Annotated in this window: 20 protein-coding genes and 1 pseudogene; 13 read left to right on the top strand and 8 right to left on the bottom strand. The window is 71.9% G+C overall.

All coding sequences use genetic code 11. The annotated features are described in order from the left end of the window. Positions 1–54 precede the first annotated feature (54 nt). Together EF387_RS34785 and EF387_RS34780 are read right to left on the bottom strand one after the other, a co-directional pair. Complete coding sequence (locus EF387_RS34785; protein ID WP_128380584.1) at positions 55–537, bottom strand: DUF456 domain-containing protein; 483 nt, start codon at positions 535–537, stop codon at positions 55–57. Between the two features lie 314 nt (positions 538–851). Continuing rightward, on the bottom strand, positions 852–1,853 hold the full coding sequence (locus EF387_RS34780) for a helix-turn-helix transcriptional regulator (protein WP_128380583.1): 1,002 nt from the start codon (positions 1,851–1,853) through the stop codon (positions 852–854). A gap of 1,382 nt (positions 1,854–3,235) precedes the next feature. Between EF387_RS34780 and EF387_RS48730 the strand changes: the two genes are divergently transcribed. Next, positions 3,236–4,234 carry a protein phosphatase 2C domain-containing protein gene (locus EF387_RS48730; RefSeq protein ID WP_420802652.1) on the top strand — a complete coding sequence of 333 codons (999 nt, stop codon included), beginning with the start codon at positions 3,236–3,238 and terminating at the stop codon, positions 4,232–4,234. A gap of 376 nt (positions 4,235–4,610) precedes the next feature. After that, positions 4,611–5,057 (top strand): ATP-binding protein, encoded by a 447-nt coding sequence (locus EF387_RS34770; protein WP_420802655.1) that lies wholly within the window; start codon positions 4,611–4,613, stop codon positions 5,055–5,057. A gap of 65 nt (positions 5,058–5,122) precedes the next feature. Here the strand turns inward: EF387_RS34770 and EF387_RS34765 are convergent, their stop codons facing one another. Both EF387_RS34765 and EF387_RS34760 read right to left on the bottom strand, forming a co-directional pair. Continuing rightward, positions 5,123–6,181 carry a DUF2637 domain-containing protein gene (locus tag EF387_RS34765; RefSeq protein WP_128380580.1) on the bottom strand — a complete coding sequence of 353 codons (1,059 nt, stop codon included), beginning with the start codon at positions 6,179–6,181 and terminating at the stop codon, positions 5,123–5,125. A gap of 248 nt (positions 6,182–6,429) precedes the next feature. Next, the gene (locus tag EF387_RS34760) at positions 6,430–7,332 is read right to left on the bottom strand and encodes a (2Fe-2S)-binding protein (RefSeq protein WP_128380579.1); all 903 of its coding nucleotides are present in this window, start codon (positions 7,330–7,332) and stop codon (positions 6,430–6,432) included. Between the two features lie 159 nt (positions 7,333–7,491). Here EF387_RS34760 and EF387_RS34755 point away from each other — a divergent pair, with 159 nt between their 5' ends. Continuing rightward, positions 7,492–8,337, top strand: a complete 846-nt coding sequence (locus tag EF387_RS34755) for a GntR family transcriptional regulator (RefSeq protein WP_128380578.1) — start codon at positions 7,492–7,494, stop codon at positions 8,335–8,337. Positions 8,338–8,379: 42 nt separating this feature from the next. On the opposite strand, the gene EF387_RS34750 is transcribed toward EF387_RS34755, so the two are convergent. Both EF387_RS34750 and EF387_RS34745 read right to left on the bottom strand, forming a co-directional pair. Continuing rightward, entirely contained in the window at positions 8,380–9,159 is a 780-nt protein-coding gene (locus tag EF387_RS34750; protein ID WP_202918459.1) for a hypothetical protein, read from the bottom strand. A gap of 168 nt (positions 9,160–9,327) precedes the next feature. Further along, a complete protein-coding gene (locus EF387_RS34745) occupies positions 9,328–11,028 on the bottom strand; it encodes a PucR family transcriptional regulator (RefSeq protein WP_128380576.1) in 1,701 nt (566 codons plus the stop codon). Positions 11,029–11,346: 318 nt separating this feature from the next. Here EF387_RS34745 and EF387_RS34740 point away from each other — a divergent pair, with 318 nt between their 5' ends. The 9 genes from EF387_RS34740 to EF387_RS34700 all read left to right on the top strand — a co-directional run bounded on the left by EF387_RS34740 (position 11,347) and on the right by EF387_RS34700 (position 22,458). Further along, positions 11,347–12,252, top strand: coding sequence for an FAD binding domain-containing protein (locus EF387_RS34740; protein WP_128380575.1), 906 nt, complete (start codon positions 11,347–11,349; stop codon positions 12,250–12,252). Continuing rightward, positions 12,252–12,725, top strand: coding sequence for a (2Fe-2S)-binding protein (locus tag EF387_RS34735; protein WP_128380574.1), 474 nt, complete (start codon positions 12,252–12,254; stop codon positions 12,723–12,725). The genes EF387_RS34740 and EF387_RS34735 overlap by 1 nt, the downstream gene beginning before the upstream one ends. Before the next feature lie 2 nt (positions 12,726–12,727). Continuing rightward, positions 12,728–15,133, top strand: a complete 2,406-nt coding sequence (gene pucD, locus EF387_RS34730) for a xanthine dehydrogenase subunit D (RefSeq protein ID WP_128380573.1) — start codon at positions 12,728–12,730, stop codon at positions 15,131–15,133. Between the two features lie 601 nt (positions 15,134–15,734). Next, positions 15,735–16,886: an XdhC family protein gene (locus EF387_RS34725; protein WP_128380572.1), complete on the top strand. Its 1,152-nt coding sequence runs from the start codon at positions 15,735–15,737 to the stop codon at positions 16,884–16,886. 104 nt (positions 16,887–16,990) lie between these two features. Next, a complete protein-coding gene (locus EF387_RS34720) occupies positions 16,991–17,365 on the top strand; it encodes a response regulator (protein ID WP_128380571.1) in 375 nt (124 codons plus the stop codon). After that, positions 17,365–17,739 (top strand): response regulator transcription factor, encoded by a 375-nt coding sequence (locus tag EF387_RS34715; RefSeq protein WP_128380570.1) that lies wholly within the window; start codon positions 17,365–17,367, stop codon positions 17,737–17,739. The genes EF387_RS34720 and EF387_RS34715 overlap by 1 nt, the downstream gene beginning before the upstream one ends. After that, the gene (locus tag EF387_RS34710) at positions 17,736–18,833 is read left to right on the top strand and encodes a HEAT repeat domain-containing protein (protein ID WP_128380569.1); all 1,098 of its coding nucleotides are present in this window, start codon (positions 17,736–17,738) and stop codon (positions 18,831–18,833) included. Before EF387_RS34715 ends, EF387_RS34710 begins: the two co-directional genes overlap by 4 nt. Continuing rightward, on the top strand, positions 18,830–20,362 hold the full coding sequence (locus tag EF387_RS34705; RefSeq protein ID WP_202918458.1) for a glycosyltransferase family 2 protein: 1,533 nt from the start codon (positions 18,830–18,832) through the stop codon (positions 20,360–20,362). The genes EF387_RS34710 and EF387_RS34705 overlap by 4 nt, the downstream gene beginning before the upstream one ends. Then, a complete protein-coding gene (locus EF387_RS34700) occupies positions 20,359–22,458 on the top strand; it encodes a sensor histidine kinase (RefSeq protein WP_128380568.1) in 2,100 nt (699 codons plus the stop codon). The genes EF387_RS34705 and EF387_RS34700 overlap by 4 nt, the downstream gene beginning before the upstream one ends. 38 nt (positions 22,459–22,496) lie before the next feature. On the opposite strand, the gene EF387_RS34695 is transcribed toward EF387_RS34700, so the two are convergent. Both EF387_RS34695 and tnpA read right to left on the bottom strand, forming a co-directional pair. After that, complete coding sequence (locus EF387_RS34695; protein WP_128380567.1) at positions 22,497–23,453, bottom strand: glycoside hydrolase family 16 protein; 957 nt, start codon at positions 23,451–23,453, stop codon at positions 22,497–22,499. Positions 23,454–23,950: 497 nt separating this feature from the next. Continuing rightward, positions 23,951–24,261 (bottom strand): annotated as a pseudogene (gene tnpA, locus EF387_RS34690) (IS200/IS605 family transposase); the annotation flags it as partial. A 476-nt stretch (positions 24,262–24,737) separates the two neighbouring features. On the opposite strand from tnpA, the gene EF387_RS34685 reads away from it, so the two are divergent. Further along, complete coding sequence (locus EF387_RS34685) at positions 24,738–25,385, top strand: hypothetical protein (protein ID WP_128380566.1); 648 nt, start codon at positions 24,738–24,740, stop codon at positions 25,383–25,385. Positions 25,386–25,395 lie beyond the last annotated feature (10 nt).

Raw genomic sequence — 25,395 nt, 5'->3', positions numbered from 1 at the left:
TGGCGCGGGAGATCGTCAACAAGTCGGGAGAGATCCGATGTGTTTGGTGGGGGGTCAGCCCCAGATAACAGCCCCGGACCAGGCCCCCGCGATCAGCAGGCAGGCGAAGAGTTCGGTCAGCACGCTCCAGCCGCCGGCTCGCATCGCTGTCCGCACCGCCGCCCGGGCCGCTCGGTGGCTGCCCAGCCGCAGCCGCTCCGACAGATAGATCCCGCCCACGAACCCGGGGATCGCTCCGAGCACCGGCACGACGACGAACCCGATCAGTGCGCCCAGTCCCGCGTACACGCCCATCCGCGGCGTGGCCCCGCTCTCCCTCAGCCGGCGTGGCGGCAGCTGCCAGCGCACGGCCAGGGAGAGGAGCAGCACGCCGGTGGCGCTGACCAGCACCACCCACGAGAGCCCCGACTGGTCCTCCAGCGCCCACCAGGCGACCGCGGCCCACACCAGCCACGACCCCGGCACGCCGGGCACCAGCACCCCGCTCAGGCCGAGCAGCATCACTACTCCCACCAGCAGGAGCTCCCACACTCCCATGGGGTCAAGGGTGCCGGAGCGGCGGGGAGCGCGCAGGTTCGCGTGCCCGCCCTGTGGCGCCTGCCCGCCGGTCCGCCGGTGGGGGTTTTCGGGCCTCAGAGTGCGGCGGGCGGCGCGCTGCGGGCGGCTGCGGCGGGCTGCGGCGGGCGGCGCGGCCCGGGTGCGGAGGCCCGGGTGCCGGTCGATTCGGCGTGCTGCTGCGGGTACTGGGCCGAGGTGCTGCTGCGAGTAGTGGGGCCGGGTGCTGCCGGGGATCCGGGGCGTGGTGCCGCTGTGGGGTGTCGCGTGGGCTGCTGTGGGCTGCTGCTGTTGGGTCAACCGGCCGTTGACGGGCGCTCCCGCGCCACCCAGCCGCGTTCATACGCGTGCCAGCCGAGCTGGAGCCGTGTCGTCACCCCGGTCAGCTCCATCAGCCGCTTCACCCGGCGTTGCACGGTGCGCAGCCCGAGGTCGAGTTGTTTGGCGACGCTCGCGTCGGTGAGGCCCGCCAGCAGCAGGGAGAGTATCTCCAGGTCGGTGGAGTCGGGCCCGTCCGGCCGCTGCTCGCCGACCACGCCGGCCGCGTCGAGCCGCAGCGGCAGCGCCTCCCGCCACACCGCCTCGAAGAGTCCCGCCAGCGTCTCCAGCAGCCCGCTGGCGTGCACCACCAGCGCCGCGGGCCGCGCGGAGCGGGAGGCCAGCGGCAGCATGGCCAGTGTGCCGTCGGCGATCACCAATTTGGTGGGTACGGCGTCGACGACCCGGACCTGCTCCTCGCGACCCAGCGCGGCCGACAGCTCGACCATGCCGGTGGGGCGGTTCAGGACAGCCCGCTCGACGACCACGCGGTAGTGCACTCCGCGGGCCACGGCCTGTTCCTCGGCGTGGTTGTCCAGCGCGGACACGGCGAGCGGGACGCCGGTGACCAGGGCGCACACCTCCTTGTCCGCGGTGAGCTGGAGCTGGAGGAACCGCTGGGCGATGGCCGCCGTACCGGTCACCACCTCGACCAGGTCGTGCACATCCGGCTCGATGGCACGGGCGCGGTACTCCTCGGTCAGCCGGGCGACCGTCCGTTCCGCCTGCTCCAGGTCGTGGCGCTGCTGGGCGAGCAGCGCGCCGAGCGCGGCGTCCGGCGGAGCGGCGACCCAGCGGCCGGGGCGCGACGACGACCGCGCCGCGAGCCCGTGCTGTTCCAGGCCGCGCAGCGTGCGCTCGGTGTCGTACTCGCCGAGCGTGAGCCGGCGCGCGAGATCGGGCACGTCGGCGGCGCCCAGCGCCACCAGTGCGCGGTACGCCGCCTCGTGCGTCTCGTCCAGACCTAGCGCTGCCAGCATTCGACCACTGCCCTTCCCCGGGCTTCCGGTGGTCCGCGGCGGAGAACGGCCACGGCGTGAACCCGTTCTCACCCATCATTCCCGCACCACCCGCCACTCTGCCAACGAGGTGTCACCTCGGGGTCGAAGAGCGGTGACAGGGCGGAGGCTATGTCGTCGCGGGGGAGTCGCAGGGGAGCTGCGAGGCAGTTGCGGGAGAGTTACGGGCGCCCTGGGCAGAAGCGTTGCGCGGGGGGCGCTCGGCAGGGCGCTCGAGGGGTGGCAACGGTGGCCGGTTTTCCGGATGCCCCGTTTTCGTACGGCCCGTGCGGTGGACAATAAGGGGCATGAGCCAGCAGGGGGAGAGGCCCACCGGTCACGAGGACGACTGGTGGCGGCAGTTGTACGACGACCCCACCGACGACACGGGCCCCGCACCGGTGGCCGATTCCCTCGACGATCGCTTCGCGTCGGCGGCGGGGGTGTCGGGTGGGGAGGGCTTGACCGACCGCGACCTGAACGATCGGGGCTTGAGCGGCCGGGGGTTGAACGATCGCCGCTCGAATGATTCTGGCCGGGCCGATCGGGGCTCGAATAATTCTGGCCTGAGCGATCGCCGCTTGAATGATCCGGGCTCGATCGATCCCGGTGCCGCTGCTGCGGCACTGCGGTCGACTCCGGCCGCGCCGACCGCGCGTCAGGGGGTGCCCCCGGCAACGGGCCCGGACCGTCCCGCTGCCGGATCCGCCCCTTCCGACTCGAACTTCGCCTGGCACGGTTTCACCCCGAGGTCGCCCGCCGCGGCTCCCGGCCCGGAGGCCGACGCCGACCGCGGGGGCACGGCGGCGGAGCCCCTCGCGAGTGCGAGTGCGAGTGCGGGCGCGGGTGCGGGACGCGGGTCGTACGAGGACGAGCTGGAGCAGGACCGCCGTCGGCGGGAGCGTACGCTCCGGCGCAGCGGACTGGAACGCCAACCCGCCCCCTGGGAACCCCCGGACGAGCACCCGCGCGGGCCCGTGAGCTTCCCTCCGGGCCCCAAACCGCCGGGCTACCGCGCGGAGTCCGCCCCGCCGGATTCCCGGGCCGGGGCGGTCCCGCCGGGCGCCCCGGCGGAACCCACGGTTTCCGGTGGCGGCCCGTTCTCCGGGGGGTCGGGGGATTCCGGGCTTGCAGGCGGTTCCGGGGTGTCGGAGGGCTCTGGGCTTGCTGGGGGTTCCGGGGCCGGGAGTTCCAGGGCTTCCCGGGTCTCCGGGCGTGCGGGGGCCGGGGTTTCGGGGCTTGCCGAAAGGTCCGGCGTTTCCGGGGGCTCCGGGCGGGCCGGGGGGTCCGGCGGTGAGGCCCCCGCGTTCGCCGAGCCGCCGACTGACGGGCCCTCGGCCGTGCCGGACGGTGCGCGGACCGCGGTGCGGAGTCCAGTCCGGTCGGCGCGTGACGACGCGTCCGCCGACTACGTGGGCGACGGGCCGCCCACGTACGACGCCGAGCCCACCGCCCTCCCGCCCGCCGATCCGGACGACCTCGACGACCTCATGGCGGACACCGTGCTGGACGGCGCCCGGTACGGGGCGTGCACCCTGCGCGCCGTGTCCGTACGCGGGGACTCGGCCCGCTACCGGGGCGAGCCCCGTCGGGACTCCCTGCTCACCGCCCGTTTCGGCAGCGGCGAGGACGCGCTGGTGCTGGTCGCCATGGCCACCGGCGCCCGCGCCACCCCGGGCGCGCACCGGGCCGCCGCCGAGGCCTGCCGGTGGATCGGCCGGGCCGTCGGCCGCAGCCACGCACGGCTCGTCGAGGACATCCGCGCCGCGCGCCGCGGCGAGTTGAAGTCGGGCCTGCACCGCCTCACCGACCGCAGCCTCGGCAAACTCCGTGCCAGCGCCGCCGAACAGGGCCTACCGCCCGAGGAGTACACCGCCGGCCTGCGCTGCCTGCTGCTCCCGGCCGACCCGGAGTGCCGTACCCGCGTCTTCTTCGGCGTGGGCCCCGGCGGACTGTTCCGGCTGCGCGACGGCGAGTGGCAGGACATCGAACCGCGCGTCAAGGATGCCGCGGGCGAACCCGTCGTCGGCTTCGGCTCGTTGCCGCACGAGACCCCCGAGGGCGACCGCCTCACCATGGACCTCGGCATCACGACGCCTCCGAGCCCGTACGAGCCCGCGCCGGAACCGCCGCGGGAACCCTTCCGGTTCCGTGCCTCGGTGGCACGCCCGGGCGACACCCTGCTGTTGTGCAGCGGCGGCCTCGCCGATCCGCTGCGCGGGGAACAGCGCCTCGCCGATCTGCTGACGGCCCGCTGGTCCGGCAGCCCCGCTCCGGGTCTCGCCGAGTTCCTCGCGGACACCCAGGTCCGGGTGAAGGGCTACGCCGACGACCGCACGGCCGCCGCCGTCTGGGAGGCCTAGTGCCGCAACAGACAACGTTCGCCCCGTCGCGACGCCCGGCACTCCCCCCTGCTCGGAGAGCTTGGGGGAGCGTGCATGGCGTCGCGCGGCAGACGGGAATTTGACGACAGGGCCTAGCCCTTGAGATTCCCTCAGGACTCGTTCGGGACAGATCTCCGGACGTTTCTCGAGACGCCTTCGAGACGCCACCTGGGGCGCCCCTCGAGACGACTTTCTCGCCTCTTTCTCGCCCCGATGGCTGATTGACGCTTCCACATGAGTGCTCCGATCAGGGCGGGGCATGCATCCCGTGAACGTGTTCGAGCCGGGGGAAACGAGAATCGACACACGGGCGGGGGTCATGACGAGGCAGGCACGGCGAGGCGGTCCCATGACGATGGGAGCCACCTCGGCGAACGCACCGGAAGAGACGGCCGAGACCACGACGGACCAGCAGGACTTCCCACAGCTCAGGCGCCGACTCGGGCGATCCGATCTCCGGGCCGTGTCCGAGGTTCGCCGGGCCCTGCGCGAACTCCTGCGACAGTGGGGAAGGCCGGACCGGTCGGAGATAGCGGAACTGCTCACCAGCGAACTCGTCACCAACGCTCTGGTGCACACCGACCGTGACGCGGTGTTCACGGCCACCGTGGAACCGGACGGACTCCACGTGGAGGTACGGGACTTCACCGCCCGCAGCCCCACGGTGCGGGTGCCGGGCGCGGACGAGAGCACCCATGGCCGCGGGCTGCTGCTGGTGCAGTCCCTCGCGGACGCCTGGGGTGTGCGGCCGCACGCGGTGGGCAAGTCGGTGTGGTTCGAACTGAACGGGGGTGCGGCGTAGTTCACCGCACCCCCGGATGGCTGCCGGTCGGTTCGGCCCAGTGGGGCCGAACAACTCGCCCGGACTCAGCCGAACTGCTGCTCGAGATCCTTGAGCTTCTGCTCCAGGGAGTCCAGCCGCGGCAGCGCCATCGTGTCGTCCTCGGCGGTCAGATCCACCGTGCGGGACTCACCGGCGCTGCCACTCCCGAGGGCCGTGAGGGAGGGACGGGCGGCGCGCATGGGCAGTGGATCCTTCGTCGCTATGGCAGGCTCCGCGGCAGCCTGTGCGGGCGCGACGGCCTGTTCCACCTGAACCTCGACCTGCCGGCCGCCCCGGTGCCCGATCAGCCCGGTGCGGTTGCCGCGGCTGATCGCGCGCAGCTGGGCGCGCTCCAGCTTCTGCTGGTCGCGCCGGCGCGTCCTGGCGATCTCCTTCTGCCGCTTGTCCTCGCGGACCTCCTCGACGGCCTCGTCCAGGGTGCGCACGCCCTCGAGCAGCATCAGCGACCAGGCGCCGAAGGTCTCACGCGGGGCGCGCAGCCAGCGGACCACCCGGATCTGCGGCAGCGGGCGGGGCACCAGGCCCTGCTCGCGGAGGGCGGCCCGGCGGGTCTGCTTCAGCGCGCGGTCGAACAGGACGGCGGCCGACAGCGACATGCCGGCGAAGAAGTGCGGTGCGCCCGCGTGACCGGCGCCGCGCGGCGCGTGGACCCAGTTGAACCAGGCGGCGGCGCCGGCGAAGGTCCACACGAGTATGCGGGAGCCGAGGGCGGCGTCACCGTGGCTGGCCTCACGGACGGCGAGCACCGAGCAGAACATGGCGGCGCCGTCCAGGCCGAACGGGACCAGGTACTCCCAGCCGCCGCTGAGACCGAGGTTCTGCTTGCCGAAGCCGACCAGACCGTGGAAGGAGAGGGCGGCGGCGACGGCGGCACAGCAGAAGAGCAGGACGTAGGAGGCGGTTCCGTACAGGGCCTCCTTGCGCCTGCGGCGTTCCTCACTGCGTTCCCACGAGTCGTCGGCGCTCGCCGCCTTCTCCCCGGCGCGCTTGCCGCGCGCGAGCACCGCAACCGCCGCCAGCATGCCCAGGAGTAGTACGGCGCCCGGAAGCAGCCAGTTCAGCGATATGTCGGTCAGTCTCATCAGGGATCCCTTGCATCGCGGTAGGGCGTAACGGCCGCCATAGTGGCTCAATCCCGTGGGCCCTCAGGGGGTTTCGGGGCAAGAGGCCGCCATTGGAGTGCAAGGGACTGCGCAGGGCGGCATTCTGCTCGAACTGCCGCTTGAGGGACGGAAGTTGAGTGCGAATTAGACTACCCGTACAGGTGGTGTTGCGGAAAGTGTTTGCGCCTGGTGGGGAAGTTGTGCATGTTGCAAGTTGGTTTCGGCCTTCATCGGGCCGCGCCACTCGCCAGGAGCCGCGCGACACGGTCGGTGTCGAGGGCCCTCGGACAGGTGTCGCACATCTCGTCGGGGTCGCCAGGGCGCAGCGTATAGGACAGACAGCAACTCGCCCGATCACGAGTGGGCAACAACTCGCCGCACGGGCCCTTCAATTCCCGGAAACCCGCCGAGCCGACGTACGGACTGGTCGTGCCCGGCAGCAGCAACGACAACTCGTGCTTGGCCCGTTCCTCCTCGCCGAGGAGCCCGGCGGCGTACCAGAGGCTCTCCACGATTTCGTCCGTCACCATGCCCCACAGGGCCCGCCCCCGGCGCCGCATCCGCGGTCCGAACCCCCGCAGCACGGGCTCGAGATGCTCGGCGACGGCTATGCGCACCTCGGCCCGCAGTGCCTCCGCGTCCGGTACGACACGGGCGCCGGGCAGGGTCGCGGCGGGGTCGTCGGGCAGGCAGGCGAACGCGCCGACGCGTACGGCCCAGCGCCCTTCGGTGCGCCGGTGCGCTACCTGCCGCACCGGGAAGCGGGGGACCCGCCGGTCGAGGAACCAGGGCACCGTGAACAGCAGGCAGGCCGGCCAGGCGTAGCGGTGCAGGCCGAAGGTGGCGATGACGTCCGGGCGGCCCGGGTGCCCGTAGTCCCGGCGCACCTGCTCCTCGTCCCAGGCGAGGAACGCGTCGAGGTCGGGACCCGCCGCCGCGAGCCCCTCGGCGGTCACCCAGTCGCCGCCGGAGGGGGCCGGCCGCCCCGCGGTGAGCTCCGTGACCGCGAACCGGGGATAGAGCTCGGTGAGCCGGGCGTACCCGCCGGTGAGTGGGGAGGTGGCCGTGCGCGCCGGCCCGCTCGAGCGCGGACGAGGTATGGGGAGGGTCCCTGCGCTGGTCGTGGGCATGCGAAAGACCCCGCGATTCACGATAGTTGGCAAGTAAGGCTTACCTTACCTGATGTGATCAGGTTTGAACTGCCGCATTTTCAGCCTATGGTTTTGGGTTACGGTCACAACGGACGCAATGACCACAAGTAACGCGTAACAGCGAGGGGAGCCCTTTCAGTGGACCAGGCCAGGCCTCGTGTCGTGCAGGGTTCCACCGGGGCGCCCGCGACGTCGGCCGCGGAAGCGGCACGCGTACCCGCCCAGTCCGGCGCCCGGGACGACGCGGGACGCTGCCACGAACCGAACGGCACGGCGCACTCCGCGCAGGCGCGCGGGGAACACACCCACAGCGAGCCCCCGATCTGCGGGGCGACCGGTGAGCACCTCCCGCGGGCTCGGTCCACCGTTCAACGCGCGTCGATCCGTGGGCAGATCGTCGACGCGCTGCGAGCCGCCCTCATGGACGGCGAGTTGGTGCCCGGCGAGGTGTACTCCGCGCCCGCCCTCGGCGAGCGGTTCGGGGTGTCCGCCACGCCCGTGCGGGAGGCGATGCAGCAACTCGCCCTCGAAGGCGCGGTCGAGGTGGTGCCCAACCGGGGGTTCCGGGTCGTCGAGCGCGGCGCCCGCGATCTGGCCGAACTCGCCGAGATCCGGGCGCTGATCGAGGTGCCCGTCATGCTGCACCTGGCCCGTACGGTGCCGTCCGCGCGCTGGGCGGAACTGCGGCCGCTGGCCGAGGCCGCGGCACTGGTCGCGGCCGGCGGCGACCGCGCCCGCTACGCCGAGTCCGACCGCGCCTTCCACCGCGCCGTGCTCGCCCTCTCCGGCAACCAGCAACTGGTCCGCATCGCCGACGACCTGCACCGCCGCGCCCAGTGGCCGCTGAGCGAAGGCCCGGCCGCCCGCTGCCACTCCGACCTGGTGGCCGACGCCGCCCAACACAAGGCGCTGCTGGACGCGTTGGCCGCGCAGGACCTGACGATGGTGCAGGCCCTGGTGCGCGGCCACTTCGCGGGCGCGTAACCCGTAACCCCTGCGAACGGACGCGTACCGGCGCTCCCCGGCTCAGGGAGCCCCCACCGCCGGTGGCGGTGCCGTGGGCGCTGTCGTCAGTTGCTGGGCGAGCCATTTCGGTACGCCTCCCAGCAGCCGGAACAGCCGCCCCGCCTCGGCTCGCAGCCGGGACGCCTCCGGCTCGGTCTCGGCGTCCGCGAGCGAGGCCAGCGCCGGCGCCGTGCCGACCAGATACCCCAGCTCCTCGCGGATCCGCAGCGACTCGGCGAACCCGTGCCGGGCCTCCGCGAGTTCCCCGTCGCGCAGCGCGAGTCCCGCGAGATGCCGCCAGGTGAACGAGAGCAGCAGCGGATCGCCGTGCGCCGTCGCACCGGCGTGCGCGCGGCGGTACGCGGCGCGCGCCGCCTGCGGGGAGCGCGCGAGGTTCTCCGCGAGCAGTCCGCGCCGGTAGTCCAGCAGCGCCCGCGCCGGAGCGCTCGGCGCGATCAGCGCGGCGGCCCGGCCCAGCGCGGCCCGCGCCTCGTCGGCCCGGTCCCGTACGCCCAGCAGGGTCGCGGCATAGGCGAGCTGTCCGCGCTCACAGGCCGCGGCACCCCGCTCGACGTCGCTCTGCGCCAGCGCCTCCGCCGTGCGCAGCGCATCCTCGGCGTCCTCCCAGCCCTGTTCGGTGTAGAGGCAGCGCTCGACGAGGAGTGCCGCGCGTTGCAGCGCGGTGTCGGCCGCCCTCGGTTCGAGCAGCGCCGCAGCGTCGGCCCAGCAGGCGCGCGAGCGCAGCCGCCATACCGCGGTCTGGAGCGGATCGTTCCCAGCGTTGGTTCCGGTACCAGACATGGCGGGATACGCCACGTTGCCCTCCCCTAGCACACCATTGAGCAGTTGAGTGGTGGCCGCATCTCAGCACGAATCCTTCCGCCCGGCCAAGAGCTTGGGTGAAAGTTTTCACATGCTCGGGGGACAGGGCGTGCGCCGGTTGCCGCGCTCGGGCGTGCCCACCAGGCCTCAGCTCATCCGCAGCGCCAGGAAGAAATCCAGCTTGTCCTCCAGCCGGGACAGATCCCGGCCCGTGAGCTGTTCGATACGGCCCACGCGGTAGCGGAGGGTGTTGACGTGGAGATGGAGCCGCGTGGCGCAGCGCGTCCAGGAACCGTCGCAGGCCAGGAACGCCTCGAGGGTGGGGATCAGCTCGGCGCGATGGCGGCGGTCGTAGTCCCGCAGCGGGTCGAGGAGACGGGCCGTGAACGCGCGCCGGACGTCGTCCGGGACGAAGGGCAGGAGCAGCACGTGCGAGGCCAGCTCCTGGTGCCCCGCGGCGCACACCCGCCCGGGCCGCGCCGCGGCCACCCGACGCGCGTGCCGGGCCTCCTCCAGCGCCCCGCGCAACCCCTCCGCCGAGTGCACCGCCGCGCTCACTCCGAGGGTCACCCGCCCGTCCCCGTCGAGCCCAGCCGACAGCGGCGCCCGTACCATCTCCAGCAGCGTCTCCGCGAGCAGCCCGGACTCCGAACCGTCGTGCTCCGCGGACACCGCCGGCAGGGCTACGAGCGCGACCGCCTCCTCACCGGTGTGCGCGACCGCGACCCGGTCCGACGGCTCGGGGCCGGGCACCGGCGGGCCGACGAGGATCTCCTCCAGCAGCGCCTGCGCCACCGGCCCGCCGTCGATCCCTCCCGCCCGTCGCCCGGCACCGCCCTCGGCCGAGGACCCTGCGGGCGCTCCGGGTACGTCGTCCCACTCCACCCGGCCCACCACCACCTGCCAGTGCGGCGCGGCACCGAGCCCCGGCAGCAGCACCGGCGCGGCCACCCGCAGCCGCGCCGCGACCTCGGCCGACGCCGCGCCCGCCTGCACCAGCTCCAGGACCTCCTGCGCCAGCCGCCGCCGCACCGTGCGCGCCGCGTCCCGCCGCTCGCGCTCCACCGCGATCAGCTGGGTCACCCCGTGCAGCAGGTCGAGCCGTTCCTCCGCCCAGTCCCCGGCGTCCGCCTCCACCGCGAGCAGCCAGTCCGACAGCACCGTCTCCCGGACGTCGCGCCGCCCGCCGCCGCGGACCGGGAAGAGCGAGTACGTCGTCGTCCCCACCATCACCCGGTGCGGACCGCGCCGTCCGCTGCGGGACGCCGACAGATGCTCGGCGGCCAGCTTGGCGCACACGTCGGCCGGTAGCCCGGCCGATCCCGCGACGATCCGCCCGGCCGGGGACAGCACCCAGGCCCGCAGATCGAGATCGGAGCCGAGCAGGTCCAGCACCACCTCCGGTCCGCCGCCCGCGGGCCCGGCGGTCATCATCCGCCGGTGCCGGTCCACCACCGCCGCCAGGTCCCCGGCCCGTTCACCCGAGACCTGGCGCACGACGTGCTCGGTGATCGTCGCGAACGACACCTCCTCGCGCACCGCGAACAGCGGCAGCCGGTGCCGGGAGCAGGCCAGCACCAGATCGTCCGGGACGTTCCCGAGCTCCGCCTCGCCGGCCGCCAGCGCCACCACCCCGGCGCCCACGAGGATCCGCACGAACGGCTCGGAGTCCCCGGGACCGCGGCGCCAGGCCAGCCCGGTGAGCACCAGTTCGCCGCCCGAGAGATAGCGGCTGGGGTCCCGCAGATCCGTCGTCATCACACCGCGCACGGTGCGGTTCAGCTCGTCCTCGCCGCCGAGCAGCCGCAGCCCCAGCGCATCGGTGTCCAGCAGTGCGCGCAGCCGCATCTCGTCGCCGCCGTTCTCGAAAGCATCGTTCGGTAGAGGTAGTAGGAGTCGAGGTTGTGTGTATTGGCTGACCGGGTGCCGTGTCCCAGGTTTCCGCGAGAAAACGGCGGGGTTTCCGGGGGCCTCGATTCATATGAATCTACAAGAGGTGCCGCTCTGCCAGCCAATTCCTTCATGGTTTCGGTGACTGACCCGGATGGAGGCGCGCCTGTGTACTGACTCCACCCCCTGTGAATACACCTGGACGATCCCTGCTGGATCGGATGAAACAGTCATACGTCGCACGACGTCGAACGAGGAGAGGAAGAGAGCCGGCCCATGGACTTCCTTCGCCCCGCCACGTGGGAGGAGGCGCTCGCCGCGAAGGCCGAGCATCCCTCCGCGGTACCGATCGCGGGCGGCACCGACGTGATGGTCGAGATCAACTTCGATCACCGCCGGCCGGAGTACCTCCTCGACCTCACCCGGATCGGCGATCTTCAGACATGGGACACCGTCCCGGGCGGCGACGCCGTGCGGCTCGGGGCGTCGGTCCCCTACACCAGGATCATGGAGAACCTGCGCGGCGAACTTCCGGGCCTCGCGCTCGCCGCGCACACCGTCGCCTCGCCGCAGATCCGCAACCGCGGCGGCGTCGGCGGCAACCTCGGCACCGCCTCCCCGGCCGGCGACGCCCACCCGGCGCTGCTCGCCGCCGGCGCGGAGGTGGAGGCCGAGTCCGTGCGCGGCACCCGGCTCATCCCGATCGACGACTTCTACACCGGCGTCAAGCGCAACGCGCTCGCCCCCGACGAGCTGATCCGGGCCGTCCGCGTCCAGAAGGCCGACGGCCCGCAGCAGTTCTCCAAGGTGGGCACCCGCAACGCCATGGTGATCGCGGTCTGCGCCTTCGGTCTCGCCCTGCACCCCGAGACCCGCACGGTCCGCACCGGCATCGGCTCCGCCGCGCCCACCCCGATCCGGGCCCGGACCGCCGAGGAATTCCTGAACGCGGCACTGGAGGGGGGCGGGTTCTGGGACAACGGGAAGATCATCACCCCCTCGGTCGCCAAGCGGTTCGCGGAGCTGAGCGCCGCCGCCTGCAACCCCATCGACGACGTCCGGGGCACCGCCGACTACCGCCGCCACGCGGTCGGCGTGATGGCCCGCCGCACCCTGATGTGGACCTGGGAGGCGTACCGCGCCACGGGCCGCGACGCACACCGGAAGGGAGAGGTCGCGTAATGCGCGTCCGTTTCACGGTCAACGGCCGTCCGCAGGAGGCCGACGACGTCTGGGAGGGCGAGTCCCTGCTGTATGTCCTCAGGGAGCGCCTGGGCCTGCCCGGCTCGAAGAACGCCTGCGAGCAGGGTGAGTGCGGTTCCTGCACGGTCCGCCTGGACGGTGTGCCGGTGTGTTCCTGCCTGGTCGCGGCCGGGCAGGCGGAGGGCCGCGAGGTCGTGACGGTGGAGGGCCTCGGCGAGGGCGGGGAACTCGCCCCCGTCCAACAGGCCTTCATCGACGCCGGCGCCGTCCAGTGCGGGTTCTGCACACCCGGTCTGCTGGTCGCCGCGGACGACATGCTGCAGCGCAACCCCAACCCCACCGACGAGGACATCCGCGAGGCCCTCTCCGGCAACCTCTGCCGCTGCACCGGCTACGAGAAGATCATGGACGCGGTCCGCCTCGCGGCCGCCCGGCAGTCCGAGGGAGTCTGACCATGGGCACGACGGGTCTGCCGGCCGGCATCACCCAGGGGTCCCGCACCAAGGGCGGCATCGGCGAGTCCACGCTCCGTCCCGACGGCACCCTGAAGGTCACCGGGGAGTTCGCGTACTCCTCCGACATGTGGCACGAGGACATGCTGTGGGGCCAGATCCTGCGCTCCCCGGTCGCGCACGCCGAGATCGTGTCGATCGACACCGCCGAGGCCCTCGCCACGCCCGGCGTCCACGCCGTGCTGACCTACGACGACCTGCCCACCGAGGTACGGCACTACGGACTGGAGATCCAGGACACCCCGGTCCTCGCCCACGGCAGGGTGCGCCACCACGGCGAGCCGGTCGCGGTGGTCGCCGCCGACCACCCGGAGACGGCACGCAGGGCCGCCGCGAAGATCAGGGTCGAGTACCGGGAACTGCCGGTCGTCACCGACGAGGCCTCGGCCGTCGCGCCCGACGCGCCGGTCCTCCACGAGAACCGCGGCGACTCCCACGCCCCGCACGTCCCGCACCCCAACATCGTCCACCGCCAGCCGATCGTCCGCGGGAACGTGACCGAGGCGCGCAGGCGCGCGGACGTGATCGTCGAGGGCGAGTACACCTTCGGCATGCAGGACCAGGCGTTCCTCGGCCCCGAGTCGGGGCTCGCGGTCCCCGCCGAGGACGGCGGCGTCGACCTCTACATCGCCACGCAGTGGCTGCACGCCGACCTCCGTCAGATCGCGCCCGTCCTCGGCCTGCCCGAGGACAAGGTCCGGATGACCCTGGCCGGAGTGGGCGGCGCCTTCGGCGGCCGCGAGGACCTGTCCATGCAGATCCACGCCTGCCTGCTGGCCCTGCGCACCGGCAGGCCCGTCAAGATCGTCTACAACCGCTTCGAGTCCTTCTTCGGCCATGTCCACCGCCATCCGGCGAAGCTGTACTACGAGCACGGCGCCACCAGCGACGGCAGGCTCACGCACGTGAAGTGCCGCATCGTCCTCGACGGCGGCGCCTACGCCTCCTCCTCCCCGGCGGTCGTCGGCAACGCCGCCTCGCTCGGCATCGGCCCGTACGTCGTCGACGACGTCGACATCGAGGCGATCGCCCTCTACACCAACAACCCGCCCTGCGGCGCCATGCGCGGCTTCGGCGCCGTACAGGCCTGCTTCGCCTACGAGGCCCAGATGGACAAGCTGGCGGCGAGGCTCGGCCTCGACCCGGTGGAGTTCCGGCAGCGCAACGCCATGGCGCAGGGCGCCGTCATGCCGACCGGACAGGTCGTCGACTCCCCGGCACCGGTCGCCGAACTGCTGCGCCGCGTCAAGGCGCGGCCCATGCCGCCGGAGCGCCAGTGGGAGACCACCGAGGGCGTGGACGTACGGCAGCTGCCGGGCGGACTGTCCAACACCACGCACGGCGAGGGCGTGGTCCGGGGCGTGGGGTACGCGGTCGGCATCAAGAACGTCGGCTTCTCCGAGGGCTTCGACGACTACTCCACCGCCCGCGTCCGGATGGAGGTCGTCGGCGGCGAGCCGGTGGCCACCGTGCACACGGCCATGGCGGAGGTCGGCCAGGGCGGGGTCACCGTGCACGCCCAGATCGCCCGCACCGAGCTGGGCGTCACCCAGGTGACGATCCAGCCCGCCGACACCCGGGTCGGCTCGGCCGGCTCGACGTCGGCCTCCCGGCAGACCTATGTCACCGGCGGGGCCGTCAAGCACGCCTGCGAACTCGTCCGGGAGCGGGTGCTGGAGATCGGGCGGCGCAGGTTCGGCCCGTACCACCCGGCGTGGGCCACGGCCGAGCTGCTGCTGGAGTCGGGCAAGGTCGTCACCGACGGCGGCGAGGTGCTGGCCGATCTCGTCGACGTGCTGGAGGACGAGGCCGTCGAGGTCGAGCGGGAGTGGCGGCACCGGCCGACCGAACCCTTCGACCTGCGCACCGGCCAGGGCTTCGGCCACGTCCAGTACAGCTTCGCGGCACACCGCGCGGTCGTCGAGGTCGACACCGAACTCGGCCTGGTCAAGGTCATCGAGCTGGCCTGCGCCCAGGACGTCGGCAAGGCGCTCAACCCGCTGTCCGTGGTGGGCCAGATCCAGGGCGGCAGCACCCAGGGGCTGGGCGTCGCGGTCATGGAGGAGATCGTGGTCGACCCGGTGACCGCGAAGGTGAAGAACCCCTCCTTCACGGACTACCTGATCCCCACCATCCTCGACACCCCCACCATCCCGGTCGACGTCCTCGAGCTCGCCGACACCCACGCCCCCTACGGTCTGCGCGGAGTGGGCGAGGCCCCGACCCTGTCGTCGACCCCGGCCGTCCTGGCGGCGATCCGGGCGGCGACGGGCCTGGAGCTCAACCGGACGCCGGTGCGGCCGGAGCACCTGACGGGTGCCGGGCCTGCCGGCTCCTCCGGCGGTTGAGGAGTGGGGGCAAAGGACTCTGGCGGGATCCGCGGGTGGAGCCCCTTGGCGGGTTCGGGGGCTTGGCGCCCTGGCGGTGGTCCGGGCCGGGCCCCTGGCGAGGTTCATGGACTAGGCCCCCGGCGAGGGTTCAGGGGACGGTTTCGCCCCGTGGCGGTGGTCCGGCGGCTTGGCCTCGTACCGGGTCCGGGGCGGAGACCCACGGAGGGGCCGGAACGGAGACCCGGGGGGCCGGGGCGGAGGCCCACGGAGGGGCCGGAACGGAGACCCACGGAGGGGCCCGGGCGGAGACCCATGGAGGGGCCGGAATGGAGACCCGGGAGGGCCCGGGCGGAGGCCCGGGGAGGGGCCGGAACGGAGACCCGGGAGGGCCCGGGCGGAGGCCCACGGAGGGGCCGGAATGGAGACCCGGGAGGGCCCGGGCGGAGGCCCGGGGAGGGGCCGGAACGGAGACCCGGGAGGGCCCGGGCGGAGGCCCGGGGAGGGCCCGGGGCGGAGACCCACGGAGGGACGGGTGGGGCGGAGAGGGCGGGGCGACAACCGCGTTGGCCCTCCGGGACCGTCCGCCCAGCACATCCGCGAAGTCAGGGAGAGGCGCAAGATGCTGGACATCGCCGAGGAGTTGGACCGCTGGGTGGCCGAGCGCCGCGATTTCGCGGTGGCCACCGTGGTGGCCGTCGGCGGCAGCGCGCCGCGCCGCCCGGGTGCCGCGCTCGCCGTGGACGGCGACGGCACGGCGATCGGCTCGGTCTCCGGAGGCTGTGTCGAGGGCGCGGTCTACGAGCTGTGCCGGCAGGCGCTCGAGGACGGGGAGCCGGTCCTCGAACGTTTCGGCTACAGCGACGACGATGCCTTCGCCGTGGGGCTGACCTGCGGCGGGGTGATCGACGTCCTGGTAACCCCGGTGCGGTCCGGCGATACGGCCCGCCCCGTGGTCGCGGCGGCGGTGGCGGCCGCCGCGCGGGGCGGGACGGCGGCGCTCGCCCGTGTCGTGTCGGGGCCGGCGGAACTGCTCGGCCGTGCCCTGCTGGTTCGCGCGGACGGTTCGCACGAGGGCGGCTTCGGCGCCCACCCGGAACTGGACCGCACGGCGGCGGAGGAGGCCCGCGCCTTCCTCGACGCCGGTCGCACGGGCACCTTGGAGATCGGAGAGCGGGGCTCTCGTTGCGGAGCACCGCTCACGGTGCTGATCGAGTCCACCGTCCCGCCACCCCGCATGATCGTCTTCGGTGCGATCGACTTCGCGTCGGCGCTGGTACGGGTCGGCAAGTTCCTCGGCCACCACGTGACGGTGTGCGACGCCCGCCCGGTCTTCGCGACGGCCGCGCGCTTCCCGGAGGCGGACGAGATCGTCGTGGACTGGCCGCACCGGTACCTCGAGCGCACCCGGGTCGACGCCCGCACGGTCCTGTGCGTGCTCACCCATGACGCCAAGTTCGACGTGCCGCTGCTGGTGCGGGCGCTGAAGCTGCCGGTCGCCTACGTGGGCGCCATGGGCTCCCGCCGCACCCATCGGGACCGCGTCGCACGGCTGCGCGAAGCCGGTGTCACGGAGCTGGAGCTGGCCCGTCTCAGGTCCCCCATCGGCCTGGACCTCGGCGCTCGCACGCCGGAGGAGACGGCGCTGTCCATCGCCGCGGAGATCGTCGCCGAACGGCGTGGCGGCAGCGGAGTGCCGCTCACCGGCACGCACACGCCGATCCATCACGACGGGGCGCGGACGCCCGTGGGCGGTATCGGTTCGGTGGCCTGACCGCGGCCCTCCGTATCTCCTGGGGCCAGTGGGGCATATGTGGCGAAAAGCTGGCTTTACTCCTAGTTTGTGAATGACCGCCTCACTTCGTGGACAGGACGGCGATGGACGCTCCGCGCGTACTTGTGATCGAGGACGACCCGGACGTGAGCGCCCTGTTGAAACGGCACCTCAGCGGGCTCGGGTGCCAGGTGAGCGTCGCGGACTCGGGAGAGCAGGGCCTCGACCTCGCCTTCACCGATCCCCCGGACATGATGATCATCGACATACTGCTGCCCGGTATCGACGGGCGGGAGGTCATCCGGCGGCTACGGGCGGACGAGCGCACCAAGAGGTGCCACCTCGTCGTCTCCTCCGTGCTCGACCCGGAGGACCTCGTCGAACTCGCCACGGACGAGCTGCTGGCCAAGCCGTTCCGACAGTCGACGGTGGCCCGGCTCCTTGACTCCTACCGGAGTACCGCATCGCAGGAGGAGTAATGGCTCGTGTCCTGATTGCCGACGACGACGCCGACATACGGGACCTGGTGGCGTTCAAGCTCCTCCAGAGCGGCCACGAGGTCACCGCCGTGGAGGACGGCATGGCCGCGCTTCGGGCCCTGCGCGAGCAGCCGCCCGACCTCGCACTGCTGGACATCCGGATGCCGGGAATGTCGGGCCTGGACGTCTGCCGGGAGCTGCGCGCCGCACCGGAGACCGCCACCCTCCCGGTGATCATGATCACCGCCCGGTCCCAGGAGGGCGACGTCGAAGTCGGCTTCGCGGCCGGCGCCGACGACTACATCATCAAGCCCTTCAGCCCCCGGGAACTGTCCAGCCGGGTCAACGCGGTACTGAACCGGGTCGAACGGTGATCGCGCCCGAGGTGGTCACCGGGGCATTCGTGTGCCTGATGGCCGTCTTCGTCGCACTGTGCGTGCTGATCGCCGGTATCCGCGGCGCCCGCGGATACCGGAATCGCAGACGTGAGCGGATCGCCGCGCCGGTGCGGCCCCTCCTGCTGGAACTGCTCTGCGCCGACGAGGCCGAACAGGGCTGGCCGCTGCTTCGCCTGGCGGAGATGGACCGACGCACCTGGAAGGCCCTGGAGCCCACCCTTGCGGAGATGCTGGGCAAGGTCTCCGGCACGGCCCGTAGCGGCCTGGTCCGCCTGTACGAACTGCGCGGCGCCACCGAGAACGCGGTGTGTGAGCTGGGCAGCCTCAGAGCCAACCGGCGCGGTCGCGCAGCGCAGGTGCTCGGCCGGCTCGGGCACCGCCCGGCGGTCCCGGAGCTGTGCCGGCTGCTGGCCGACCACGACCCCGAGGTACGTCTGTCCGCGGCCCGTGCGCTGGGCCGCGTCGGGGACGCGCGGGCCGTGCCGTACCTCCTGGAGTCCCTGCGGGGATCGCGGGCCGTGCCGCCCGGCACCGTCACCCGCGCGCTGACCCTGCTCGGACCGGAGGCACTGCGCGGGATCGCAGCGGGCCTTGAGCACTCGGAACCACTCGCCAGGGCCGTGTCGATCGAGGTCCTCGGAGCCACCGGCGCCGTCTCCCGCACCACCGAGATCGCCCGTGCCCTGCGCGACGACCCGCACACCGAGGTACGCATCAAGGCCGCCCGCGCGCTGGGCCGGCTCGGAATGCCCGACGGACTGGAGCCGCTGATGGAGGCCGTCCGCCCCGGGCATCCGGTCGGCCTGCGCATCGTCGCGGCCGGCGCGCTCGGCAGTCTCGGGGCGCTCGCCGCGACCGGCCCGCTCGGGCGCCTGCTCGGCGACCCCGACCCGCATGTAGCGGCCACCGCGGCCCGCGCGCTGCTGCGGCTCGGGCTGGCGGGGGAGGACACCCTGCGCGCGGCCGCCGACGACCCCGCCGGCGGACCGGCCGCCGCGCACGCCCGGGCCGCGCTCGCCGAGGCATCCGTCGGGTCGCGGCTCGACGTCCGGGTGGAGGTGGCACTTTGACCGCGGCCGGCGACGGGGCATGGGAGTGGCTGGTGGGCCCGGCGCACCTGCTGATCAAGGCGTGCGACATCGGGATCATCATCTACTTCCTGGCCATCAACACCGCCTACCTGGTGCTGATCCTCATCGCCGTCGGCGAGTTCGTCAGAAGGATGCGCCGTGCGTCCTTCGCGGGCTACGACGACGCCGCCACCAGCCCGTTCACCCCGCCGGTGTCGGTGGTCATGCCCGCGCACAACGAGGCGGCGGGCATCATCGAGGCCGTCCGGGCCATGCTGCTGCTGCGCTATCCCGTGTTCGAGGTCGTGGTGGTCGACGACGGCTCCACCGACGGCACCCTGGAGGCCCTGCGGGAGGCCTTCGACCTCGCCGAGGTCGAGTACGTGGTGCCCGAGGACGTCCCGGTCCGCGGCCGGGTCACCTCGGTCAACGTGCCCCGGGGCGGCCCGGTGCCCCTCGTGGTGGCCCGCAAGGAGAACGGCGGCAAGGCCGACGCCCTCAACGTCGGCATCAACCTGGCGCGCTACCCGCTGGTGTGCATGGTGGACGCGGACTCCATCCTCGACTCCCAGGCGCTGCTCGCGGTGGCCAAGCCGTTCAGCGACGATCCGATGCGGGTGGTCGCCACCGGCGGTGTGGTGGGCCTCGCCAACGGGTGCACGGTCGTGGCCGGACGCGTGGTCGAACCGCATGTCCCCGCGGACCTGCTCGGACGCGTCCAGGTCGTCGAGTATCTGCGCGCCTTCTTCCTCGGCAGGACCGGATGGTCCAAGGTGGGCGGCCTGCTGATCATCGCCGGTGCCTTCGGGCTGTTCCGCCGCGATGCGTTGGTGGCGGTCGGCGGGATGGACCCGGACTGCATCGGCGAGGACGCCGAACTCGTCATCCGCCTCCACCGCAAGCTGCGCGAGGAGGGCCGCCCCTACCGCATCGCCTTCGTCACCGAGCCCATCTCCTGGAGCGAGGCGCCCTCGCAACTCAAGGTCCTGGCCCGCCAGCGACGACGCTGGCACCGAGGTCTGACGGAGATCCTGATCAAACACCGACGCATGATCGGCAATCCCCGGTACGGCCTCATCGGCACGCTGGTCCTGCCCTTCTACGTGGTTTTCGAACTGCTCGCACCGGTGGTGGAACTCGCCGGTCTCGTCCTGGTGCCCCTCGGTGTGCTGATCGGCGCGGTGGACCTGGACTTCCTCTGGAAGTTCATGATCGTCGCCTATGCCTACGCCGTGGTGGTCTCCCTCGTGTCGGTCGCCGTCGAGGAGTACGCCTTCCACCGGTTCACCCGGTGGCGGGACGTGTGGGGCGCCGTCGTCGGCGTGGTCGCCGAGAACATCGGATACCGCCAGCTGACGGCGTGGTGGCGACTGCGCGGCATGTGGGACGCGCTCCACCGGTCCCCGCAGGAGTGGGGCGCGATGACCCGCACCGGCTTCGGCTCGCCCGGCGGCGTGACCGACGTGACCGACGTCGACGCCGTGCTGGACGTGCGGGACTCGAAGGAGGACGGAGGCGATCGCGCATGAGCGGTGCCATCCTGCGGCGCGGTGACAGCACGGCACGGCGGCTCGGTACGGCCTTCGGGCTGCTGATCGCTCTCCTGCTCGCCCTCGGGGCGGGCGCGCTGACCTGTGCGCTGTGGGTGGACAGTACGCACCACGAGGTCATCGAGGAGCTGGAGCCGGCGCAGGACGCAAACGTGTACCTGCACAGCCGGGCGGCCATCATGCACCGGTCCCTGCGCACCTATCTGCTTACCGGCGACCGGAACGAACTCGAGTCCTACGACGTCGCCCGCGCCGACACCTTCGCCGCGCTCAGCTCCGCGCAGCGCCATGCCACCGGCATGTCCCGTGCCAGCTTCGCGCGGCAGGTCGACCAACTGCAGTCGTACGTACGCCTTGTCGACCAGCAGGCGAAGGCCGAGCCCCGGAGCGAGGAGGCGGTCCGGCTGACACCCGAGGCCGCCCGGAGGTTCGACGCGTTCGAGGCGACCAACCTCAAACTGGACGCGCAGCTCATCGAGCACATCGAACGCGTGGAGAACCGCGCCGCCGCGGTCCTCGAAGGCAGCACGGCGGCGATCGGCGTGCTGCTGGCCCTGGCCGTCCTCGTGGGCGTCTCCACGGCGTTGAACACCACCCGGGCGCTCACCCGCCCGCTCGGCAACGTCGAGCGGACGCTCGGCCGGCTCACCGCCGGCGACCGGATGGCCCGGGCCCGGGAGGAAGGACCGCTGGAGATCAGGGCGGTGGCCCGGTCCGTGAACGAGCTCGCCGACGAACGGGACCGGCTGCGCGCGATCGAGGAGGAGCGGGAGAGGCTTTCGGAGACGGCGCGGCGCACGGGCGTCGCGGTCCGCGAGCACCTGGATGTCGACCACGTCCTCGACACGGCCTGCGTGGGGATCGGCGAAGGGCTCGACGCCGACTACGTCTTCGTCATGCTCACCGAGGAGAACAGCCCCCTGGTTCCGGTGGCACGCGCGTGGAGTGCGCGCAGGGGTCTGCTCCCGCCGGGGGAGCAGACCATTCCGCCGGTGCCCGGGGAAGTCGTCCGCGAACACTACCGCCGGGGCGAGACCTGGTCCCTCAACGGCTTGAACGCTCAAGTCGCCGACGGCGCACCTCTGCCCGGGGCACCCGGCTCCTTCGGCAGCAGCGGCCTGCCCCCTCAGGCCCGGGCCGCGGCGGAGGACCTGGGCCTGGTCTCCGTGGTGGTCACCCCGATCGGAGTCGGCGAGGATCCGCTCGGCGCCGTCTTCCTCGCCCGCACCCGCCCGGACAAGCCCTGGCGTCCGGTGGAGATCGAATTCGCCGAGTCCATGGCCACCGGCGTCGGACGGGCACTGCACTCGGCGGTGCTGTACGAACAGGAGACCCATCTGGTGGAGAAACTGCAGGCCCTGGACCGGGCGAAGAGCGACTTCATGTCCACCGTCTCCCATGAGCTGCGCACCCCGCTGACCAGCATCGTGGGATACATCGAGCTGCTGAAGGACGAGGACACCGGTCCGCTGTCCCAGCCCCAGCGGCACATGCTCGACGTCGTCGACCGCAACGCGAACCGGCTGCGGTCGCTGATCGAGGACCTGCTGACCCTCTCGCGCATCGAGTCGGGCGCCTTCACCTCAAACATGGCAGCGGTCGATCTGCGCGAGCTGGTGGGCTCGGCGACCGACGCCATCAAACCGGCCGCCGAGGCCGCCTCGGTCGAACTGGAGACGCACTGTCCCGAACAGCCGCTGATCCTGCACGCGGACGGCGAGCAACTGGACCGGGTCCTGATGAACCTGCTGTCCAACGCGGTCAAGTTCACCCCGGAGGGCGGACGGGTCAGCGTACGGGCCGACCGGCGTGACGGGGAGGCGGTACTGAGCGTCAGCGACACCGGCATCGGCATCCCGGCGAAGGAGCAGGAGAAGCTCTTCCAGCGGTTCTTCCGCGCCTCGAACGCCACCGACGCGGCCATCCCCGGCACCGGCCTCGGGCTGACCATCGTCCGCACCATCGTGGCCAACCACGGTGGCGAGACGGAGGTGCAGTCCGAGGAGGGCCGGGGCACCACGATCACCGCACGGCTGCCGATCGCCGTCACCCACGACGCGACCGGCGGTCCCTGAACCGGGTCACCGGCTCCCGGGGATCAGCCGGCCGTGGCTCAGACGGTGTCCTCGAAGGTGACACCCGCCGACCGGTAGGCGGCGACGGTGGTCTGCACCTGAGCCGGCGTCAGCACCTGGTCCTTGGCGTAGTAGACGTAGTCGATCTTCTCTTCGTACGCGCGCGTCTTCCCACTGGTCACGCCCGTCAGGTCGATCAGCCACTGGTTGAAGCGGATGTCCATCAACGACTCCGGCAGGTACGGCTCCGAGTGCGTCGCGAAGAGCTGGCCGTCGACGTAGTACTTGATGTTCGTGTTGTCCACGGTGATGACCAGGTCGCGCCAGCCGACGTAGCTGCCGTTCGCCTGCGTGGTGACGCTGACGGCTTGCCAGGGGCTTTCCTGGTAGGTCTCCCACGAGGTGGCGAGCAGGGCGCTCGAGGGGATACCCCAGCCGCCGTTGGGCAGGTACTCGAAGTCGAGTTCGCTGTAGTTGGGGTCCATCGGGAAGCTCAGCGGCGAATACGTGAAGAACGTCTGCACGATGTGGTCGCCGTCCGGTCCGAAGATGGGGGTGTCCCTGAAGTAGACCCGGGCGGCGTAGGTGCCCTTGAGGAACTTGCGTTCCTGGTAGATCTCGCTGTGCTCCGTGCCGGCGGCCGTACCGTTGGAGACGGAGCGCAGGACCATGACCTTGTTGCCGAGCTCGGTGGCGAAGGTGATGTTCGCCGGCTTGTACGTGGCACCCGGCACACCGGGCCCGGCCTGACCGGACTTCAGGGTCCAACCACGCTGAGTGAGCAGCGTGTCGGTGTAGTAGGTGTAGTTGAAGTCGTCGAAGAACTCCGGGTCGACCAGGGCCCGGGTCGCTGCCGCGCTCTGCCTGTCCGCTCCCGTGGCGCGCCGCTGGTCGGAGGCGGCACCGGCCGGTCCGGCGAAGACCGCGCAGACCAGCCCCGTCACGGCGAGCGCGACGGCGGTTCTGGTGCGGGAGAGCAGGGCGAATCTGATCATCTGTGGGGGCCTTTCATACAGCCGCTGGGGCACGCGTCGTGCGGACGCGGTGATGGGCGTCGTCCGGACGTGGTGGTCGGCGTCGTTCGGACGCAGGGTCGTGCACGTCAGTCCCGGGACGGCGTGGCGGCGAAGGGCCGCGCAGGGCTGACTTAGCGTCAGCAGACTGGCACAGCAGGTGATGGCGGCGACAGTTACGGGCAGCAGGACCCCTCGAACGGAGCATTGACGTGAGCATGAAACATGCGCCCTCTCGGGTGGGAGCGCTCCCGCAAGGTGTCCGAGTCCCTTGCGCGTCAAGACGTCCGAGTCGTGTCGCGGACGTTGCCGGGGCGTGGATGTCGCCGGGGTCGCGGATGGCCGGTCGCCGGCGCGCACCCGCCTCTATGTACCCGACGCTGCGTCGCGGACTCAGGTCCGGTGGTGCCGGTCGCCGCGGTTCTTCGCCTGCGGCGCGGAGCGTTGCTGGGGCTTCTCCGGGCGGTGCCGGGCGGTGCTCACGCGGGCCGGTTCTGCTGTTCGATGTATTGCCTGACCACGGAGAGCGGGGCGCCGCCGATGGTTCCGGCGAAGTAGGACCCGGACCAGAGCTTGTTGGCTCGCCAGTAGTGGCGCACCAGGTCGGGGAACTCCTGGCGGAGGCGGCGGGAGGAGACGCCGTTGAGGGAGTTGACCAGCTTGGTCACGGCGACCTTGTGCGGGAGTTCACCAGCAGGTGGATGTGGTTGGTCTCGCCGTTGAACTCCACCAGGTCGCAATCGAAGTCCGTGCACACCGACCGCATGATCTCCTCCATCCGCCTCAGGTGTTAGCGCTGTCGAAGTGGGTGCCGTCGTACGACCAGAACCAACCGCCGTCGCCCAGCGCGCACTTCGGGCCTACGGACGGCGCCTGCACGGCTTCAGCCAGGAGGCCCTCGGCGCGGGGCGATGCTGCTCGCCACGGCCGCCTTCCTGACCACAGTCGCCAACGCGCCGCGGCACATCCCTCGAAGCGCATCCGCCGCTCGTCCATGGGCCCGCGGTGAACAGGGCCGCGAATAGGGTCGATTCGGCCCGCAGCGAATCGTTGTACGCCGTTACGCGGCGTCGTTAGCCTAGTCGTCGGTTTCAGCGTCCCTAGTCGCACCTTCCGACGGAGATCCAGATGCAGGTGGATGTTGCCCGGATTTGGGATACATTGGTCGACCGGCAGTTGGTTCCGGAAAGCTGTCAGGCGTCCTTTCTCGTCGGATCGTCCGCCAACGGCTGGGGTAACAACAAGAGCGATCTCGACATCTGCGTAGTGAGCACGGAACCGTGGACGGGACCCGACTGCGTCGAGACCTCGGTGCTCCTTGAGCCCTCGGTCGTCTACTGGCACACCTTCCACTCCGACAACCGCGACTGGGACCTCGCCTACTGGGTGGACACCCAGTTCGACCAGCTGCTCGCCAAGCTCTCCTGGTCCAGCTACGACCAGGTCCGCGCCAACAGCGGTGACGTGCTTCCGCCGCGGGAAGAGGTGCTCCTGGGACGGCTGGCGACGTGCCGGCCGTTGTTCGGTGAGGACTGGGTGCTGCGACGTCGCGCCGAACTGGACGCTTCCGCCTTCCGGTCTATCCTCGTCGCCCGATCTCTCGGCGAAGCGGACCGGGCCATCGAGGACAGTCTCGGTCAGTTGGAGGCCGGGGATCTGAACAGTGCCGTGCTCTCGGCTCGACAAGCGCTCGGCTATACCGTCGACGCGCTGCTGGAAGAGCAGGGGCAGTTCGGAAGCCACCTGGTCAAGTGGCGGTCGCGCCGCTTCCGAGCGGCCAAGCCCACGGCGCTCAGCTTTGAGAAGTACTGGGAACTCGAGACGATGCAGGGCTTTGATGCCACCGACCCGTCGAGGTGGATCAATGCGGTTCTGACCCTGTGCCAGGATCTGTCGCTGAAGATAGAGGTCTGAGCGACGCCTC

The organism is Streptomyces cavernae (assembly GCF_004023625.1).
Classification (GTDB): Bacteria; Actinomycetota; Actinomycetes; order Streptomycetales; family Streptomycetaceae; genus Streptomyces; species Streptomyces cavernae.
This window is presented reverse-complemented; position numbering and strand designations above follow the sequence as displayed.

Coding starts and splice junctions, on each gene's coding strand:
- EF387_RS34735 (WP_128380574.1), top strand. CDS start 12,252: ATGCGCGTCCGTTTCACGGTCAACGGCCGTCCGCAGGAGGCCGACGAC.
- EF387_RS34745 (WP_128380576.1), bottom strand. CDS start 11,028: ATGCGGCTGCGCGCACTGCTGGACACCGATGCGCTGGGGCTGCGGCTG.
- EF387_RS34695 (WP_128380567.1), bottom strand. CDS start 23,453: ATGATCAGATTCGCCCTGCTCTCCCGCACCAGAACCGCCGTCGCGCTC.
- EF387_RS34750 (WP_202918459.1), bottom strand. CDS start 9,159: ATGTCTGGTACCGGAACCAACGCTGGGAACGATCCGCTCCAGACCGCG.
- EF387_RS34720 (WP_128380571.1), top strand. CDS start 16,991: ATGGACGCTCCGCGCGTACTTGTGATCGAGGACGACCCGGACGTGAGC.
- EF387_RS34725 (WP_128380572.1), top strand. CDS start 15,735: ATGCTGGACATCGCCGAGGAGTTGGACCGCTGGGTGGCCGAGCGCCGC.
- pucD (WP_128380573.1), top strand. CDS start 12,728: ATGGGCACGACGGGTCTGCCGGCCGGCATCACCCAGGGGTCCCGCACC.
- EF387_RS34700 (WP_128380568.1), top strand. CDS start 20,359: ATGAGCGGTGCCATCCTGCGGCGCGGTGACAGCACGGCACGGCGGCTC.
- EF387_RS34785 (WP_128380584.1), bottom strand. CDS start 537: ATGGGAGTGTGGGAGCTCCTGCTGGTGGGAGTAGTGATGCTGCTCGGC.
- EF387_RS34760 (WP_128380579.1), bottom strand. CDS start 7,332: ATGCCCACGACCAGCGCAGGGACCCTCCCCATACCTCGTCCGCGCTCG.
- EF387_RS34770 (WP_420802655.1), top strand. CDS start 4,611: ATGGGAGCCACCTCGGCGAACGCACCGGAAGAGACGGCCGAGACCACG.
- EF387_RS34765 (WP_128380580.1), bottom strand. CDS start 6,181: ATGAGACTGACCGACATATCGCTGAACTGGCTGCTTCCGGGCGCCGTA.
- EF387_RS34715 (WP_128380570.1), top strand. CDS start 17,365: ATGGCTCGTGTCCTGATTGCCGACGACGACGCCGACATACGGGACCTG.
- EF387_RS34780 (WP_128380583.1), bottom strand. CDS start 1,853: ATGCTGGCAGCGCTAGGTCTGGACGAGACGCACGAGGCGGCGTACCGC.
- EF387_RS34740 (WP_128380575.1), top strand. CDS start 11,347: ATGGACTTCCTTCGCCCCGCCACGTGGGAGGAGGCGCTCGCCGCGAAG.